The following is a 15803-nucleotide window of genomic DNA, read 5'->3' as shown; positions in this document are numbered from 1 at the left end:
CGGCCGCCCGCCAAAAAGACGGCCGCGGCCGTGACCAATATGACCACTACTACCTCTAAGGCCAAATTCTGTTGCCCTTCGCTGGGCGCTCCTAGGGTCAGTGACGTGATTCCGATGATGTGCATCACATTCGCTCAAGGAGAAACCATGACTTCGCAGAACTTTTTCACGCGGCCCACCCACACCCGCCGCGCCGCCTTCATTGCCGGAGCCGCCGGAGTCGTCCTGGCCCTGTCCGCCTGCGCAGGAAGCGGAACCGGCGCGGCTGCCGGCGCGTCCGGGGGCGCCGACCCGATCAAGAAGCTCAGCATCATCGTCCCCGCCAACCCGGGCGGCGGCTGGGACCAGACCGGACGCGCCATGCAGCAGGACCTGCAGTCCAACAAGCTCGTCTCCTCTGCCCAGGTCACCAACATCGGCGGCGGCGGCGGGACCAACGGGCTGGCCAAGCTGGCCACGGAGAAGGACGTCAACACCCTTATGGTGATGGGCTACGTCATGGTGGGCGCAGTCGAAACCAACGGAGCCAAGACCCGGCTCGAAGACACCACCCCGATCGCGCGGCTCACCGAAGAACCCCTGGTCCTCGTGGTGCCGGCGTCGTCGAAATACCAGTCCGTCGCCGACCTCGTGGCGGACATCAAGGCCAACGGCAAGGGCGTGTCCATCACCGGTGGCTCGGCCGGCGGCGCAGACCACATCCTGGCCGGGCAGATCCTGAAATCCCAGGGCGTGGAGGCGGACAAGCTGAACTACATCGGCTACTCCGGCGGCGGCGAATCCATCGCGGCGCTGCTCGGCAACAAGGTCCAGGCCGGCATCTCCGGCGTGGGCGAGTACGCCGAACAGGTCAAGGCCGGCAAGGTCCGGGCGCTCGCCGTCTCCGGAAAGGCCGAGGCCCCGGCGCTTCCCGGCGTCAAGCCGCTCAAGGACCAGGGGATCGACGTCGTGCTGACCAACTGGCGCGGGGTGGTGGCCCCCGGCTCCATCGACGACGCCCAGCGCGCGAAGCTGACCGACGTCGTCACCAAGCTGCACGCCTCCGAGGCCTGGAAATCCACCCTGTCCAAGAACAACTGGGACGACGCCTTCCTGGCCGGTGACGGCTTCACGACCTTCCTGACCGAGGACATCGCCAAGGTCAAGACCACCCTGACCCAGATCGGCCTGGTCAAGTAAGAATGTCTTCTCTCGCAACAACGCCCGCCAAACGCCCGACGGGGGAGATCCTGTTCGCCCTCGTGTTCGTCAGCGTGGGCGTCGCGGGCCTGGCGACGGCGGGATCCATTCCGATCCCGCCGTCGGAGACCGGCATCGGCCCGCGCGCCTTCCCCTACATCGTGTGCGGCATGCTGGTGCTGTGCGGCGCCGGGGTGGTCCTGCAGGTCCTCCGCGGCAAGGTTGGCCAGGCCGAGGACAGCGAAGACCTGGACGTGACCGCCAAGACCGACTGGGTGGCCCTCGCCAAACTGGTGGGCTTCGTGGTGCTGCACATCTTCCTGATCGAGCCGGCCGGCTGGCCGGTGGCCGCCGCCGTGCTCTTCAGCGGTGCCGCCTGGTCCCTGGACGCCAAACCCCTCTGGAAGGCGATCACCGTGTCCGTGATCCTGGCGCTGGTGCTGCAGTACGTATTCGGCGGGCTGCTGGGCGTATCCCTGCCGCCGGGGCCGCTGCTCGAGGGGGTGGCCTTCTTCCATGGATAGCTTCATGCTCCTGCTCGAAGGATTCGCCACCGCGCTGCAGCCCGTCTACCTGCTCTACGCCCTGGGCGGGGTCTTCGTCGGCACCGCCGTCGGCGTGCTCCCCGGCATTGGCCCCGCCATGACCGTGGCCCTGCTCATGCCCATCACCTATGCCCTGGAACCGGCCGCGGCGCTGATCGTGTTCGCCGGGATCTACTATGGCGGCATGTACGGCGGTTCCACCACCTCCATCCTGCTGAACACGCCGGGCGAATCCTCCTCGATCGTCACGGCGCTCGAAGGAAACAAGATGGCCAAGGCCGGCAGGGGAGCGGCGGCCCTGGCGACGGCGGCGATCGGATCCTTCATTGCCGGGACCATCGCCACGGTCCTGCTGACCTTCCTGGCGCCCGTCGTGGCCGACTTCGCCGTCGGCCTCGGCCCCGTGGACTACGTGGCCCTCATGGTGGTGGCCTTCCTGACCGTCGGCGCGCTGTTGGGCGCCTCCGTCCTGCGCGGCCTGGCCTCCCTTGCCCTCGGGCTGTTCATCGGCCTGATCGGCATCGATGACAGCACGGCCCAGCAGCGCTTCACGTTCGAGAACCCCACCCTGGTGGACGGCATCGACATGGTCCTGGTGGCCGTGGGCCTCTTTGCCCTCGGCGAGGCACTCTACGTCGCTTCCAAGCTGCGGCACGGCCCCGTGGAGCTCATCCCGGTCAGCAAGGGCAAGAACGCCTGGCTGTCCAAGGAGGACTGGAAGCGGTCCTGGAAACCGTGGCTGCGCGGAACCTTCATCGGGTTCCCGATCGGCACCGTCCCGGCAGGCGGCGCGGACGTCTCCACGTTCCTGTCCTACGCCGCCGAGCGGAAGCTGGCCAAGGGCGCCAATAAGGCCCAGTTCGGCAAGGGCGCGATCGAAGGCGTCGCCGGGCCCGAAGCGGCCAACAACGCCGCGGCCGCCGGTGTCCTGGTGCCGTTGCTGACCCTCGGCATCCCGACGACGGCGACCGCGGCCATGATGCTCACGGCGTTCCAGCGCTACCAGATCCAGCCCGGCCCGCTCCTGTTCGAAAATCAGGGGGCGCTTGTTTGGACCCTGATCGCGTCGCTGTATGTCGGCAACCTCATGCTGCTGGTCCTGAACCTGCCGCTGGTGGGCCTGTGGGTGAAGATCCTGCAGATCCCGCGGCCCTACCTCTACGCCGGCATCCTGGTGTTCGCCGCCCTGGGAGCGTTCTCGGTGAACTTCTCCCCGAGCGACGTCGGCATCCTGCTGGTGGTGGGCATCCTGGGCTACTTCATGCGCCGCTACGGCTACCCGGTGGCGCCCATGGTGGTGGCAATGATCCTGGGACCGATGTTCGAGGTGCAGTTGCGGCGCTCGCTGCAGCTCTCGCAGAACGACCCCACGGCCCTGTTCTCCTCGCCGTTCGCCTTGGTGGTGTACGTCTCCATGGCGCTGATCTTCGTTGCCTCGTGGTGGCTCCGCCGCCGCCAGGCAGCGGTGGAGGCCGCGCCGGCGCAGGAGCAGGTGTCCGTCTAGGCGCGGGCGTTCCCGATTGCCGCAGATGGCCGGAATGACGACCCTCATTCCGGCCATTTGTGGCAAACGGCCGCACGAGAACGCACCGGCCGGCGCTGGGCCGCCCGGAACACGGGCCTCAGGCGTCCGGCGGCAGGCGCGAGGGCGGGATGACGACATACAACGGAGTCCGGATCCAACGCTGGCCGCTCGCATGGAACTCGGCCCGGGTGGAGAAACGGTAGAGGTAGCTGCTGGCACGCACCCAGTGGGGCCGTTCGCCGTCGAACGGGTCATGGCGCAGCAGCCGCAGCGTGGGCCGGTCCGCCGCCAGCAGCCTGGCCAGGAACGCGTAGAACCATTCCTCGTGCACGGTACGCAGCGGCAGGAACCACATCAGCCAGTCAAGCCTCAGGTGGTATGGGGCGAACTGGCGCGGGATGCGCCGGAGGTCTCCCGGTTTGCCCTTGAACCCATACTCCCGCCAGTCCGCATCATCCCCGGGTTCCGCGTCGAGGGTCCCCTCCACCACGATCTCGATCCGCCGCTTCGTGACCGTGCCGAACGCGCCGTAGGTGTTCACCAGCTGCCAGCGGTTGAAAGATGCGTTCATCAGCTGATGGTGGGAAAAGAGATTCTCGATCGGCCGGTAGCTGAGCACCACGAGCAGCACCGTGGCAACCAGGACCACCACCAGCCACGCGACCGGCGCCTGGCTGCCGGCCCCGGCGCCTGCGCCTGCGGACGCGGACGCGGCGTGCCACTCAAGCGGGATTGCCGGAAGCACGGCGTGCGCCACGGGATCGCTGACCGCCGCGAAGGCCAGGATGATAGCCATCCAGTTCAGCCAGGCGAAGTTTCCGCTCGCCACCAGCCACAGCTGGGTGAAGATGATGATCCCGGCGGCGGCGCTGGCCAGTGGCTGCGGGGCAAAGAGGAAGAACGGCACCACCAGCTGCGCGAAGTGGTTGCCCAGGACCTCCAGCCGGTGCCAGGCCTTGGGGAGCAGATGCGCCTGCCGGCTCAGCGGCCCCGGCATCGGCTGGGTCTCGTGGTGGTAGTACAGGGCTGTCAGGTCCCGCCACTCCGGGCCGCCCCGGATCTTGATCAGGCCGGCGCCGAACTCCAGCCGAAACACCAGCCAGACCAGCAGGATCAGGATCGGCCTGGGCGGGGGAGTCTGGTCGGAGCCCAGGAAGGCCACTGTGAACCCGGCCTCCAGCAGCAGCATCTCCCAGCCGAAGCCGTAAAACGTCTGCCCCACGTTCACGATCGACATGTACAACAACCACAGGGTCAGGAACGCGATGAGTGGAACCCAGGGCGGCCCGAGCTGGGGCAGCCCGGCGATGAGCGTGGCGGCAATGGCCATGCCGCTCCAGCAGACCGTCCGCAGCAGCCGGTCCGAGTAGCGCCAGCGGAACAGGCTGGGCCGGCCCAGGCGGTTGAAGCCTTCGAGATACGCCGGCACCGGCAACAGGCCGCGCTCGCCGAGGAGGGCCGGGAACTGGTTGAGCGAGGAGAGGAAGGCCACGAAGAAGAGGGTGGCGGTGCTGCGCTGCAGCACTTGCCGGGCGAACTCGTACTCCGGCGCGTCGAACCACGCGGTCCACTCCACGTTTTCCACGTTACGCCTCCGGCCTGCTGCGTCAACGCATGGCTGCGACCCGCCGCGCGTGGAAACGGGCAACCCGAGCACGGGACGCGGTGCGGGATACTTGAAGCATGCAGCCGCGCAAAATCGTCCTCCTCGGGTCCACCGGTTCCATCGGCACACAGGCGATTGACGTCGTCGACGGCGCCCCGCACCTGTTTGAGATCGTGGCGCTCAGCGCCGGCGGCGGCAACCTCGAACTCCTGGCCCGGCAGGCCGTCCACACCCGCGCCTGGGCCGTCGGAGTCGCCTCCGGGGAGGCCTCCGCCCTCCGGGACATGATCGACGACGCCGCCCGCGCGGCTTCAGTGACGGGCTACCGTCCCGAGATCATCACCGGCCCGGATGCCTCCACCCGGATCGCGGAAATCAGCGCCGACGTCGTCCTCAACGGCATCACCGGCTCAATCGGACTTGCCCCCACCCTGGCAGCCCTGAAGTCCGGTGCCACGCTGGCCCTGGCGAACAAGGAGTCCCTGATCGTCGGCGGCGCCCTGGTCAAGGCCGCGGCCCGCGAAGGGCAGATCGTGCCTGTGGATTCGGAGCATTCGGCCATTGCCCAATGCCTGCGCTCCGGCTCCGCGGCGGAAGTGGACCGGCTGATCCTGACGGCTTCCGGCGGCCCGTTCCGCGGCAAGACCCGGGCCGAGCTGCATGACGTCTCGCCGCAGGACGCCCTCGCCCACCCCACGTGGGACATGGGCCTCATGGTCACCACCAACTCCGCCAGCCTGGTCAACAAGGGCCTGGAGGTGATCGAGGCGCACCTGCTCTTCGACATCCCGCTGGAGAAGATCGACGTCGTAGTCCACCCGCAGTCCGTGGTGCACTCCATGGTCCAGTTTGTCGACGGCTCCACGATCGCCCAGGCCTCGCCGCCGGACATGCGCCTGCCCATTGCCCTCGGTCTCGGCTGGCCGGACCGTGTCCCCGGTTCCGCCAGCGCCTGCGACTGGAGCAAGGCCACCAGCTGGACGTTCGAGCCGCTGGATGCCGCGGCCTTCCCCGCCGTCGCCCTCGCGAAGGCTGCCGCCCGGCAGGGCAGCACCTTCCCGGCCGTGTTCAATGCCGCGAACGAGGAGGCGGTGATGGCCTTCCACGCCGGGCAGATCCGGTTCACCGACATCGTGGACACCATCGACGCCGTCCTCAGCGAACACACAGGATCCTCCGGGCTGACGGTGGAGTCAGTGCTGGATGCTGAAAGATGGGCACGCGCCCGCACCCACGAACGTTTAGCCGTCAGAAGCGTCTAGGAAGCAGCAGATCACGCACATGAGCCCCGTCCTCCTCTTTATCCTCGGTGTCGTCTTCGTGGCGATCGGCATTGCCGTGTCCATTGCCCTGCACGAAGTCGGGCACCTGGTCCCGGCCAAGCTGTTCAAAGTCCGCGTCACCAAGTACATGATCGGATTCGGACCCACCGTCTGGTCCAAGAAGCGGGGCGAAACCGAGTACGGCCTCAAGGCCATCCCGCTGGGCGGCTATGTGTCCATGATCGGGATGTACCCGCCGAACAAGGAAGACGGCACCGTCCGCGCCTCCAGCACCGGCATGTTCCAGTCGCTGGCATCCGATGCCCGCTCCCTGGCCCACGAGGAAATCGGCCCCGGGGACGAAAAGCGGGTCTTCTACCGGCTGCCGGTCTGGAAGAAGATCATCATCATGCTCGGCGGGCCCGCGATGAACCTGCTGATCGGCGTCGTGCTGACCGCGGTGCTGCTGATGGGATTCGGTACCGCCAGCCAGACCACCACTATCGCGGACGTCTCCAAGTGCCAGGTCAAGGCCGGCGAGACCGTGGACCCGGATTCCGCCGACTGCAAGCTCACGCCCGCCGCGGCCGCGGGCCTGTTGCCGAACGACACCATCACCTCCTTCGACGGCAAGGCCGTCACCGGTTGGGACGAACTCACCGGCTGGATCCGGGCCTCGGCGGACAGGCAGGTCAGCATCACCGTGGAGCGCGGCGGCGCCACGGTCTCCACCACCGTCACGCCCGTGCTCTCCGCCCGCCCGGTGATCGGTCCCGACGGCCGCCAGGCCAAGGCCGCTGACGGAAGCCTCCAGTACCAGGACGTCGGCTTCCTGGGCATCGGCGCCCAGACGGTACTCGTGCAGCAGCCGGCGTCGTCCGTGCTGCCGATGGCGGGGGAGAACATTGCGCAGGTTGCCGGGGTTGTGGTGAACCTGCCGGCCCGCGTGGCCGGCGTGGCCAAGGCAGCCTTCAGCGAGGAACCCAGGGACCCCAACGGCCCCATCAGCGTGGTGGGCGTGGGCCGCGTGGCTGGCGAGGTCGCCGCCATGGAGGAGGTCCCGCTGCAGTCCCGCTTCGCCGCCCTGATAGGTTTGCTGGCCGGACTCAACTTCGCCCTGGCCGTCTTCAACCTGATCCCGCTGCTGCCGCTCGACGGCGGCCACGTGGCGGGCGCGCTGTACGAGGGGGCCCGCCGCCAGATCGCCAAGCTGTCCGGCCGCCCGGATCCCGGAGCCTTCGATATCGCCAAGCTGCTCCCGGTGACCTATGTGGTGGCGGTGCTGCTGATGGGCATGGGAGCCTTGTTGATCTACGCGGACATCGTCAAGCCGGTCAATCTCTTCGGATAAGGGGAGCCGCACCGGCCGTTCCAGCCAAATGCCGCTGACTTTCACTTATAAGCTTATTTCAGCTGATTTTAAATAATCAGTTGTAAGTGATTGATTATTCAGGATCACCTCCCTAGGCTGAGGTCATGTACGTCATGACAATCGACCAGCGCGGCAGCACCGGCGACGTCGACCGCGTCCCCGGCCTCCTCAAGGAAGTCAGCGCACTTTCCACTGCAGGGCGCTTTGAACGTTCGGTGGGCGACGAGGTCCAGGGCGTCGTGGAGCGGGCCGACGAGGTTGTGGAGATCGCCCTGCATGCCCTGCGCAGCGGCCGCTGGTACGTCGGAATCGGGGTGGGGGAGGTGGACCTGCCGCTGCCCGCCAGCCCGCGGGAAGGCTCCGGTCCCGCCTTCGTGGCGGCCCGGGCCGCCGTTGACCGGGCCAAAGGGGCGGCCGCCCATGTGCCGCTCGCCGTGGTCGCCGGCCGCGGCCGGCGTCGGGCAAGTGCATCGGTAGGCGCAGCAGCGGCCGCGGACGGCGCCAACGGGTCCCGGGGGGCCAAGGCCTGCGCCAATGCCGAGGCGGTGCTTCGACTGATTGGTCGCCTGGTCCAGGACCGGACCGCGGCGCAATGGAAAGTCGTGGACGTGCTGCGCTCGGTGCGGCACGACACCCACGGTACCCACGGCACCCAAAAAGTTGCGGCGCAGCAACTCGGAATCACGGAGCAGTCGGTGAGCCGCGCAGTCCTCCGCTCGGGCTGGCAGGAAGAATGGGCGGCGAGGCCGGCGGCAGAAATGTTGCTGGCCCTCGCCCACGACACCGTAGAAGGAGAAAAGTGAACGCCCTCTGGATCACGCTGGCCCTGCTCACCGCAGGCTTCGCCGGCTGGCCGGTCACCGCCTGGGTGTTCCGTCTCGCCCGAACCATAGATGACCGGACTTTAGATGACGGGACCGACGCCGGCAGCACGGCCGGCGCGGCGGGTACTCCCGGAGGGGACGCGGCCGAGGATCCCTCCGCCGACTCCACCACAGACCCCGAAATCCAGCCGACCCCTGATGCCGCCCCGGACGCCGCGCCAGCCGCCGCGGCGGCCGCAGCGCCGGACGCGGCCCCGCCCGCCGACACCGTCAGCAGCGTGCGCATCCTGCGCGGCGGCGCCATCATTGGCATCCTGGAGCGGTTCGCCGTGTGCATGGCAATCCTCGCCGGCCAGCCAGTCGCCATCGCCTATGTCGTGGCGATCAAGGGCCTTGGCCGGTTTGCCGAGTTGAAAGCCACACCGGTTGCCGCCGAGCGGTTCATCATCGGAACCCTCACCTCCATGCTCTGGGCAGCCGGCGTTGCCGCCCTGACCAAGGTCCTCTTCCTCGGCTGACCGCGCGCCCCGGAGCCCCCCGGATGGGAACCGGGCAAACAGGGCGATAGTGTATCCATATGACTGTTTTTGCTGTGGAGTACGTGTACGACGCCGAATCTTCCGAGGTCCGCGATGCCAGCCGCCCGGCGCACCGCGAATGGACGGCAGGGCTGGCCCGCGAGGGCGCCCTGCTGGCCAGCGGCCCCTACGGCGACGGTGCGGGCGCGCTGCTCATCTTCAAGGCGTCCGACGAGACGGCCTTGAATGACCTCCTGCGGCAGGACCCCTTCGCAGCTGCCGGTGCCATCTCGGGCACGCGCACCACCGTGTGGGCACCGGTGACCGGTCTTCTGGCCGAGCACGCCTAGCCCGTCCCGCCCACACCTTCGCTTCATCGAAACTAAAAGGGAGTCCATGTGACCTCGGTCAGCCTGGGAATGCCGTCAGCACCGCCCCCCGTTCTCGCCCCGCGCCGGAAGACGCGCCAGATCAAGGTGGGATCCGTGGGCGTCGGCTCCGATTCGCCCATCAGTGTCCAGTCCATGACCACGACGCCGACCACCGACATCAACGCCACCCTGCAGCAGATCGCGGAGCTCACGGCTTCCGGCTGCGACATCGTGCGCGTCGCCTGCCCGTCCGCCGATGACGCCGAGGCGTTGCCGATCATCGCCAAGAAGTCCCAGATCCCGGTGATCGCGGACATCCACTTCCAGCCGAAGTACGTCTTCGCCGCGATTGAGGCCGGCTGCGCCGCCGTGCGCGTGAACCCGGGCAACATCCGCAAGTTCGATGACCAGGTCAAGGAAATCGCCCGGGCCGCCAAGGACCACGGCACCTCGATCCGGATCGGCGTCAACGCCGGCTCCCTGGAACCCGGCATCATGAAGAAATACGGCAAGGCCACCCCGGAAGCCCTCGTGGAATCCGCCGTCTGGGAAGCCTCGCTCTTCGAAGAACACGGTTTCCACGACTTCAAGATCTCCGTCAAGCACAATGACCCGGTCATCATGGTTGCCGCCTACGAGATGCTGGCCGAAAAGGGCGACTGGCCCTTGCACCTCGGCGTCACCGAGGCCGGACCGGCATTCCAGGGCACCATCAAGTCCGCGACGGCGTTTGGCGCGCTGCTCTCCCGCGGAATCGGCGACACGATCCGCGTCTCCCTCTCGGCCCCGCCGGTCGAGGAAATCAAGGTGGGCAACCAGATCCTGCAGTCGCTCAACCTGCGCCCCCGCAAGCTGGAAATCGTCTCCTGCCCGTCCTGCGGCCGCGCCCAGGTGGATGTCTACACGCTCGCCGAGCAGGTCACGGCCGGCCTCGAAGGCATGGAGGTCCCGCTGCGCGTGGCGGTCATGGGATGCGTAGTGAATGGTCCCGGCGAGGCCCGCGAGGCCGATCTCGGCGTTGCCTCGGGTAACGGCAAGGGCCAGATCTTTGTCAGGGGCGAAGTCATCAAGACTGTCCCGGAGGATCAGATTGTTGAGACACTGATCGAAGAAGCCATGCGTATCGCGGAAGAGATGGGGGACGCCGATGGCGAAGATGCTGTCAAGGGTAGCCCCGTGGTTAGCGTCTCGTAGGGACGACGCCGCTCCCGGCGTCGTTGTCCGCGTCCTTGGAGGCGCCGACACCGGAGCCCTGCTGGCGCTGGCACACCGGGACGCCGTCGCCAATGTCTTCATCCTCTCGCACCTGGAGGCCGCCGGCACGGCGTCCCCCACGGCCGGGGGCGCCAGCATTCTTGGCGTGTTCGACGGCGACATCCTCCTCGGCGCCTGCTGGGCCGGCGCCAATCTGGTGCCGATCGAGCTGGCCCCCGACCTCGCGGGCCTCGTTGCCATGGCCGCGCACCGCTCCGGGCGCCGCTACGCCTCGATCTTTGGCCCCGCCGAAACTGTCCTGGCCATCTACGTGGCCCTGGAACAGCTCGGCCAGGTGGCCCATGAAGTCCGCGACCACCAGCCCCTGCTGACGATCTCGGGCCCGCCCGCTGTCCGGCCCGAGGCCGCACTCGACTTTGGCCAGCTGGCTGACTTCGACAAGATCCTGCCCGCGTGCGCGGCCATGTTCGAGGAGGAAGTGGGCTATTCGCCCTACCTGGGCGGCAGGGAGTATTACAGCCGCCGCGTCAGAAGCCTCGTCCGCCAGGGGCATTCCCTTGTGCACGTGAACGCGGACGGCCAGGTTGTCTTCAAGGCCGAACTCGGTGCCGTCACGCAGGAAGTGACCCAGGTCCAGGGCGTTTGGATGAATCCCGAGTTCCGCGGACTGGGACTGAGCGCGGGCTACATGGCCGCCGTCGTCGTCCTCGCGCAGACCCTCGCGCCGGTCACCAGCCTGTACGTCAACGACTTCAATTCAAAGGCGCGCGCCACCTACGACCGGGTGGGCTTCCACCAGGTCGGGACGTTCGCCACGGTGCTCTTTTAGCCGGCGCCGCCGGCCGTCATCTGCTGGGCACCCCGCAACGGACTTGTACGGACACGAAGGAATTATGCGGTTGCAGACTATTGATTCCCGGCCGCGTGTCACATAGGTTCTACCTAGCCGTGTCGCACAGGCGCGAGCGTTCCCCAGCGCATTTTTTCGGGGAAGGCGACGTCTGGAGGCGACACCAAGTAGCTCGCAGCCTGAGATCTGGGGGTGCTGGGGCCACGGGAGCCACGCCATGACGGGATGACCAGCCGGAAACGGCCAGGGGCTTCCACAGTTATGGCGTGGCTCTTCCACGTCCTGCGCACTGCCCCAGCGCGTCCGCCGCAGGGCCGCCGCGGCAAAGGGGTGCGCTCCGGACGGTAGATTAGTACCTAGATGCTTTTCCCGGTTTTGCCCGCACTTTCCCCAGAAACGGATATCCCACCTGTGGTCCTTCGACTCTCCAAGCTGTTCCTGCGCACCCTGCGCGAAGATCCCGCCGACGCCGAGGTAGCCAGCCACCGGCTCCTGGTCCGGGCCGGCTACATCCGGCGGGCCGCGCCGGGCATCTACACCTGGCTGCCGCTGGGGCTGAGCGTGCTGCGCAAGGTGGAGCAGGTCATCCGCGAGGAAATGACCGCCATCGGAGCCCAGGAAGTCCACTTCCCGGCGCTGCTGCCCAAGGAACCCTACGAGGCCACGAACCGCTGGACCGAATATGGCGAGGGCATCTTCCGGCTCAAGGACCGCAAGGGCAACGACTACCTCCTGGCCCCCACGCACGAGGAAATGTTCACCCTGCTGGTCAAGGACCTGTACTCCTCGTACAAGGACCTGCCGCTGAGCATCTACCAGATCCAGAACAAGTACCGCGATGAGGCACGTCCCCGGGCCGGCCTGCTGCGCGGCCGCGAATTCATCATGAAGGATTCCTACTCCTTCGACGTCGACGACGCCGGACTGGATGCCAGCTACGCCGCCCACCGCGGCGCGTACCTGAAGATCTTCGAGCGCCTCGGCCTCGAGGTGATTCCGGTTGCTGCCACCGCCGGCGCCATGGGCGGGTCCAAGAGCGAGGAATTCCTGCACCCCACCGAGATCGGCGAGGACACGTTCGTGCGCTCGGCCGGCGGCTACGCGGCCAACGTCGAGGCCGTCACCACGGTGGTCCCGGCGGACATCGACTTCAGCAACGCCCCGGCCGCCGAAATCCGGGACACCCCGGACACGCCCACCATCGAAACGCTCGTCGACGCCGCCAACGTCCTCGTTCCGCGCGCAGAGGCCGACGGCGGCCCCTGGACCGCCGCCGACACGCTCAAGAACGTCGTGCTCGCCGTGACGCTGCCGACCGGCGAACGCCAGCTCGTCGTCATCGGCCTCCCCGGCGACCGCGGCGTCGACCTCAAGCGCGTCGAAGCGAACATTGGCTCGTTCCTGCCGATTGCCGGCGAGATCACGCTCGAAGCCGCCAACGACGACGACCTCAAGAAGCAGCCCCTGATCGTGAAGGGGTACCTCGGCCCCGGCATGTCCCTGGATGCGCCGCTGCTGGGCACCGAGGGCGCCGCCAAGATGCTCTACCTCGTGGATCCCCGCGTCGTCAGCGGCTCCGCCTGGGTCACCGGCGCGAACGAGGCCGGCAAGCACGTCTTCGGCCTCGTCGCCGGACGCGACTTCGGCTGGGACGGCGTCATCGAGTGCACCGACGTGCGCGCCGGCGACGAGGCCCCGGACGGTTCCGGTCCGCTCGAAACCGCCCGCGGCATCGAAATGGGCCACATCTTCCAGCTGGGCCGGAAGTATGCCGCGGCACTGGATCTGAAGGTCCTGGACCAGAACGGCAAGCAGGTGGTGGTGACCATGGGTTCCTACGGCGTCGGCGTCACCCGCGCCGTGGCAGCCCTGGCCGAGTCCAACCACGATGACAAGGGCCTCGTCTGGCCGCGCGCCGTCGCCCCGGCCGACGTCCACGTTGTGGCCGTGGGCCGCGGTGAGGAAATCTTCGCTGCCGCCGAAAAACTGTCCCTGGAGCTTGAAGCTGCCGGCCTCGACGTCATCTATGACGACCGCCCAAAGGTTTCCCCCGGCGTGAAGTTCGGCGACGCCGAACTCGTCGGCGTCCCCACCATCCTCGCCGTCGGGCGCGGACTCGTGGACGGCGTCGTGGAGATCAAGGACCGCCGCAGCGGCGATGCCGAGAACGTAGCCGTTGACAAGGCTGTTGACTACGTGGTCAACGCCGTGCGCAACAGCTGATGCTGCGCCGTCCTAAGCCGTACTAAGTAGTGGTCTCCGGACTCGAGTCGATCCAGCTCGGAACTGTCATCCTGATCGTCGTGGCGGGCCTGGCGGCGGGCTGGGTCGACGCCGTCGTCGGTGGCGGCGGGCTCATCCAGCTCCCGGCGATGCTCCTGGTGCCGGGCATCAGCCCGGTCCAGGCGCTGGCGACCAACAAGATGGGCTCCATCTTCGGCACCACCACGAGTGCGGTCACGTATTACGGCCGTGTCCGGCCCGATCTGCGCACCGCACTGCCCATGGCGGGGATCGCGATGGCGGGCAGTTTCGGCGGGGCGGCGCTGGCCGCCAACCTGCCCGCAAGCGTGTTCAAGCCGATCATCGTGGTGGCGCTGATCGCCGTCGCCCTTTTCACCGCCTTCCAGCCCGGCGTCGGTGAGCTGACCAAGCTGCGCCACGAGGGGCACCGGCACTACGTGGTGGCCTGCGTGATCGGCGGCGTGATCGGCTTCTATGACGGCATGATTGGCCCCGGCACGGGCTCGTTCCTGATCATCGCCCTCGTCTCGGCCATGGGCTACGCCTTCCTGGAAGCCAGCGCCAAGGCCAAGATCGTGAACATGGCCACCAACGCCGGAGCCCTGCTGTTCTTCATTCCGCACGGTGCCGTGCTGTGGGGGCTGGGGCTGCTGCTGGGCCTGGCGAACATGGCCGGCGGCTACCTCGGTGCCCGGACTGCGGTCCGGCAGGGGAGCAGGTTCATCCGGATCGTGTTCCTGGTGGTCGTGGGTGCGCTGATCATCAAGCTCGGCTCCGACGTTTGGCAAGATAACTTCGCTTAGGCCGGCAGTTCCGGCGGCTCGGGCAGGCTGGTAAAGGGACTCCCGGTCCGCTGGCCCCGGGCGTAGCATGCAGCTATGTCAGCAGGTGAGGAACGCTATCGGGATGCCCTGGAGGCCGCGGCCGGGCACGCACGCCGGTGGCTCGAGAGCCAGGGAACACGCCACATCGGGCCACAGGTAACGGCGGCCGAGCTCGCGGCCGACTTCGGCGGACCGCTGCCCAAAGAGGGCATGCCGGCCGCGGAAGTCGTGGACTATCTCGCGGCCAAGGCCGAACCCGGGCTGATGGCCATGCCGTCCGGACGGTTCTTCGGCTGGGTCATCGGCGGCACACTGCCGGCTGCCCTGGCGGCCGACTGGCTGCTCAGCGCCTGGGACCAGAATGCGGGGCTGCGCTTCGCCACGCCCGCCACCGCCGCGATCGAGGAAGCCGCCGGCAAATGGATTCTTGAGCTGCTGGATCTACCCGAAGAGTCCGGCGTCGGCTTTGCCACCGGCGCCACCATGGCCAACTTCACTTCACTCGCCGCCGCCCGCTGGCGGCTCATGGCCGATGCCGGCTGGGATCTCGACGGCGACGGTCTCGCCGGTGCGCCCCGGATCCGCTGCTTCGTGGGGCAGGAACGTCACGACACCATCGACCTCGGCCTGCGCTACCTGGGCCTCGGGCGTCCCATTGTGGTGCCCTCCGACCGTCAGGGGCGCATCATCCCGGCCGAGCTGGATTGCGCCCTGGACCTTGCGCTCGGCGCGGGGGAGGACGGCCGCCCGGTCCCTGCCCTGGTGTGCCTGCAGGCCGGCAACCTGCATTCGGGCGCCTTCGACCCCTTCGCCGAGGCCATCGCCGTCGCGAAGGCGCATGGCGCCTGGGTGCACGTGGACGGGGCGTTCGGACTCTGGGCGGCCGCCGTGCCCGAGCTGTCCGCCCTGACTGCGGGAATCGGCCTGGCCGATTCGTGGGGGACGGATGCGCACAAGACCCTCAATGTCCCCTACGACTGCGGGATCGCGATCGTGCGCGACGCCCAGGCCTTGCGGTCGGCGATGGGTCTGCGCACCAGCTACCTGATCCAGGCCGCGGACGGTGCCGGGGACCCGTTCGAGTCCGTGCCTGAACTCTCCCGCCGCGCGCGCGGCGTCCCGGTGTGGGCGGCGCTGAAATCCCTGGGCCGCGACGGCGTCGCCAGCCAGGTCCGCACGCTCGTGCAGCGGGCCGCGCAGTTGGCCGAACAGCTCGCGGCGCTGGACGGCGTCGAGGTGCTCAACGACGTCGATTACACCCAGGTTTCCCTGGCGTTCGGGGATGACGCCGTGACGCGCGCCGTGACGGAGCGGATCATCGGCGACGGCCGGGTCTGGATGTCCGGTTCACACTGGCAGGACCGCGATATCCTGCGGATCTCGGTGAGCAACTGGAGCACGGACGACGCCGACGTCAGAGTCGCCGTCGACGCCGTCCGCGACGCATTGGCGGCCGTACGGGGCTAAC

General features: G+C 68.0%; 14 protein-coding genes. 13 read left to right on the top strand and 1 reads right to left on the bottom strand.

Annotated features, from left to right (window positions below):
* Positions 1-147 precede the first annotated feature (147 nt).
* Genes AC1D2F_RS07455 through AC1D2F_RS07445 form a run of 3 tightly spaced genes read left to right on the top strand, consistent with a single transcriptional unit; the run spans position 148 to position 3228 of the window.
* Positions 148-1179 (top strand): Bug family tripartite tricarboxylate transporter substrate binding protein, encoded by a 1032-nt coding sequence (locus AC1D2F_RS07455; protein WP_476966488.1) that lies wholly within the window; start codon positions 148-150, stop codon positions 1177-1179.
* Between the two features lie 2 nt (positions 1180-1181).
* Complete coding sequence (locus AC1D2F_RS07450) at positions 1182-1703, top strand: tripartite tricarboxylate transporter TctB family protein (RefSeq protein ID WP_229993417.1); 522 nt, start codon at positions 1182-1184, stop codon at positions 1701-1703.
* Entirely contained in the window at positions 1696-3228 is a 1533-nt protein-coding gene (locus AC1D2F_RS07445; protein ID WP_229993416.1) for a tripartite tricarboxylate transporter permease, read from the top strand. The genes AC1D2F_RS07450 and AC1D2F_RS07445 overlap by 8 nt, the downstream gene beginning before the upstream one ends.
* A 118-nt stretch (positions 3229-3346) precedes the next feature.
* On the opposite strand, the gene AC1D2F_RS07440 is transcribed toward AC1D2F_RS07445, so the two are convergent.
* Entirely contained in the window at positions 3347-4825 is a 1479-nt protein-coding gene (locus AC1D2F_RS07440; RefSeq protein ID WP_476966487.1) for a lipase maturation factor family protein, read from the bottom strand.
* 107 nt (positions 4826-4932) lie between these two features.
* On the opposite strand from AC1D2F_RS07440, the gene dxr reads away from it, so the two are divergent.
* The 10 genes from dxr (at position 4933) to AC1D2F_RS07390 (ending at position 15802) form a co-directional block, all read left to right on the top strand.
* Positions 4933-6117 (top strand): 1-deoxy-D-xylulose-5-phosphate reductoisomerase, encoded by a 1185-nt coding sequence (gene dxr, locus AC1D2F_RS07435; protein WP_229993414.1) that lies wholly within the window; start codon positions 4933-4935, stop codon positions 6115-6117.
* Between the two features lie 19 nt (positions 6118-6136).
* Positions 6137-7468 (top strand): M50 family metallopeptidase, encoded by a 1332-nt coding sequence (locus AC1D2F_RS07430; RefSeq protein WP_476966486.1) that lies wholly within the window; start codon positions 6137-6139, stop codon positions 7466-7468.
* A gap of 125 nt (positions 7469-7593) precedes the next feature.
* A complete protein-coding gene (locus tag AC1D2F_RS07425) occupies positions 7594-8292 on the top strand; it encodes a MarR family transcriptional regulator (RefSeq protein WP_229993412.1) in 699 nt (232 codons plus the stop codon).
* Positions 8289-8831, top strand: a complete 543-nt coding sequence (locus AC1D2F_RS07420; RefSeq protein WP_229993411.1) for a hypothetical protein — start codon at positions 8289-8291, stop codon at positions 8829-8831. Before AC1D2F_RS07425 ends, AC1D2F_RS07420 begins: the two co-directional genes overlap by 4 nt.
* A gap of 59 nt (positions 8832-8890) precedes the next feature.
* The gene (locus AC1D2F_RS07415; RefSeq protein WP_364747397.1) at positions 8891-9181 is read left to right on the top strand and encodes a YciI family protein; all 291 of its coding nucleotides are present in this window, start codon (positions 8891-8893) and stop codon (positions 9179-9181) included.
* A 48-nt stretch (positions 9182-9229) separates the two neighbouring features.
* The gene (gene ispG, locus AC1D2F_RS07410; protein ID WP_028277109.1) at positions 9230-10396 is read left to right on the top strand and encodes a flavodoxin-dependent (E)-4-hydroxy-3-methylbut-2-enyl-diphosphate synthase; all 1167 of its coding nucleotides are present in this window, start codon (positions 9230-9232) and stop codon (positions 10394-10396) included.
* The gene (locus AC1D2F_RS07405; protein WP_476966485.1) at positions 10350-11246 is read left to right on the top strand and encodes a GNAT family N-acetyltransferase; all 897 of its coding nucleotides are present in this window, start codon (positions 10350-10352) and stop codon (positions 11244-11246) included. The genes ispG and AC1D2F_RS07405 overlap by 47 nt, the downstream gene beginning before the upstream one ends.
* A gap of 432 nt (positions 11247-11678) precedes the next feature.
* The gene (locus AC1D2F_RS07400; RefSeq protein WP_229993409.1) at positions 11679-13490 is read left to right on the top strand and encodes a proline--tRNA ligase; all 1812 of its coding nucleotides are present in this window, start codon (positions 11679-11681) and stop codon (positions 13488-13490) included.
* Positions 13491-13519: 29 nt separating this feature from the next.
* Positions 13520-14314, top strand: coding sequence for a sulfite exporter TauE/SafE family protein (locus tag AC1D2F_RS07395; RefSeq protein WP_364747399.1), 795 nt, complete (start codon positions 13520-13522; stop codon positions 14312-14314).
* A 75-nt stretch (positions 14315-14389) separates the two neighbouring features.
* Positions 14390-15802 carry a pyridoxal phosphate-dependent decarboxylase family protein gene (locus AC1D2F_RS07390; RefSeq protein WP_364747400.1) on the top strand — a complete coding sequence of 471 codons (1413 nt, stop codon included), beginning with the start codon at positions 14390-14392 and terminating at the stop codon, positions 15800-15802.
* Position 15803 lies beyond the last annotated feature (1 nt).

The sequence above is a fragment of the Arthrobacter sp. P1_B3 genome (genome assembly GCF_056406615.1).
This window is presented reverse-complemented; position numbering and strand designations above follow the sequence as displayed.

Coding starts and splice junctions, on each gene's coding strand:
- AC1D2F_RS07455 (WP_476966488.1), top strand. CDS start 148: ATGACTTCGCAGAACTTTTTCACGCGGCCCACCCACACCCGCCGCGCC.
- AC1D2F_RS07450 (WP_229993417.1), top strand. CDS start 1,182: ATGTCTTCTCTCGCAACAACGCCCGCCAAACGCCCGACGGGGGAGATC.
- AC1D2F_RS07445 (WP_229993416.1), top strand. CDS start 1,696: ATGGATAGCTTCATGCTCCTGCTCGAAGGATTCGCCACCGCGCTGCAG.
- dxr (WP_229993414.1), top strand. CDS start 4,933: ATGCAGCCGCGCAAAATCGTCCTCCTCGGGTCCACCGGTTCCATCGGC.
- AC1D2F_RS07430 (WP_476966486.1), top strand. CDS start 6,137: ATGAGCCCCGTCCTCCTCTTTATCCTCGGTGTCGTCTTCGTGGCGATC.
- AC1D2F_RS07425 (WP_229993412.1), top strand. CDS start 7,594: ATGTACGTCATGACAATCGACCAGCGCGGCAGCACCGGCGACGTCGAC.
- AC1D2F_RS07415 (WP_364747397.1), top strand. CDS start 8,891: ATGACTGTTTTTGCTGTGGAGTACGTGTACGACGCCGAATCTTCCGAG.
- AC1D2F_RS07405 (WP_476966485.1), top strand. CDS start 10,350: ATGGCGAAGATGCTGTCAAGGGTAGCCCCGTGGTTAGCGTCTCGTAGG.
- AC1D2F_RS07390 (WP_364747400.1), top strand. CDS start 14,390: ATGTCAGCAGGTGAGGAACGCTATCGGGATGCCCTGGAGGCCGCGGCC.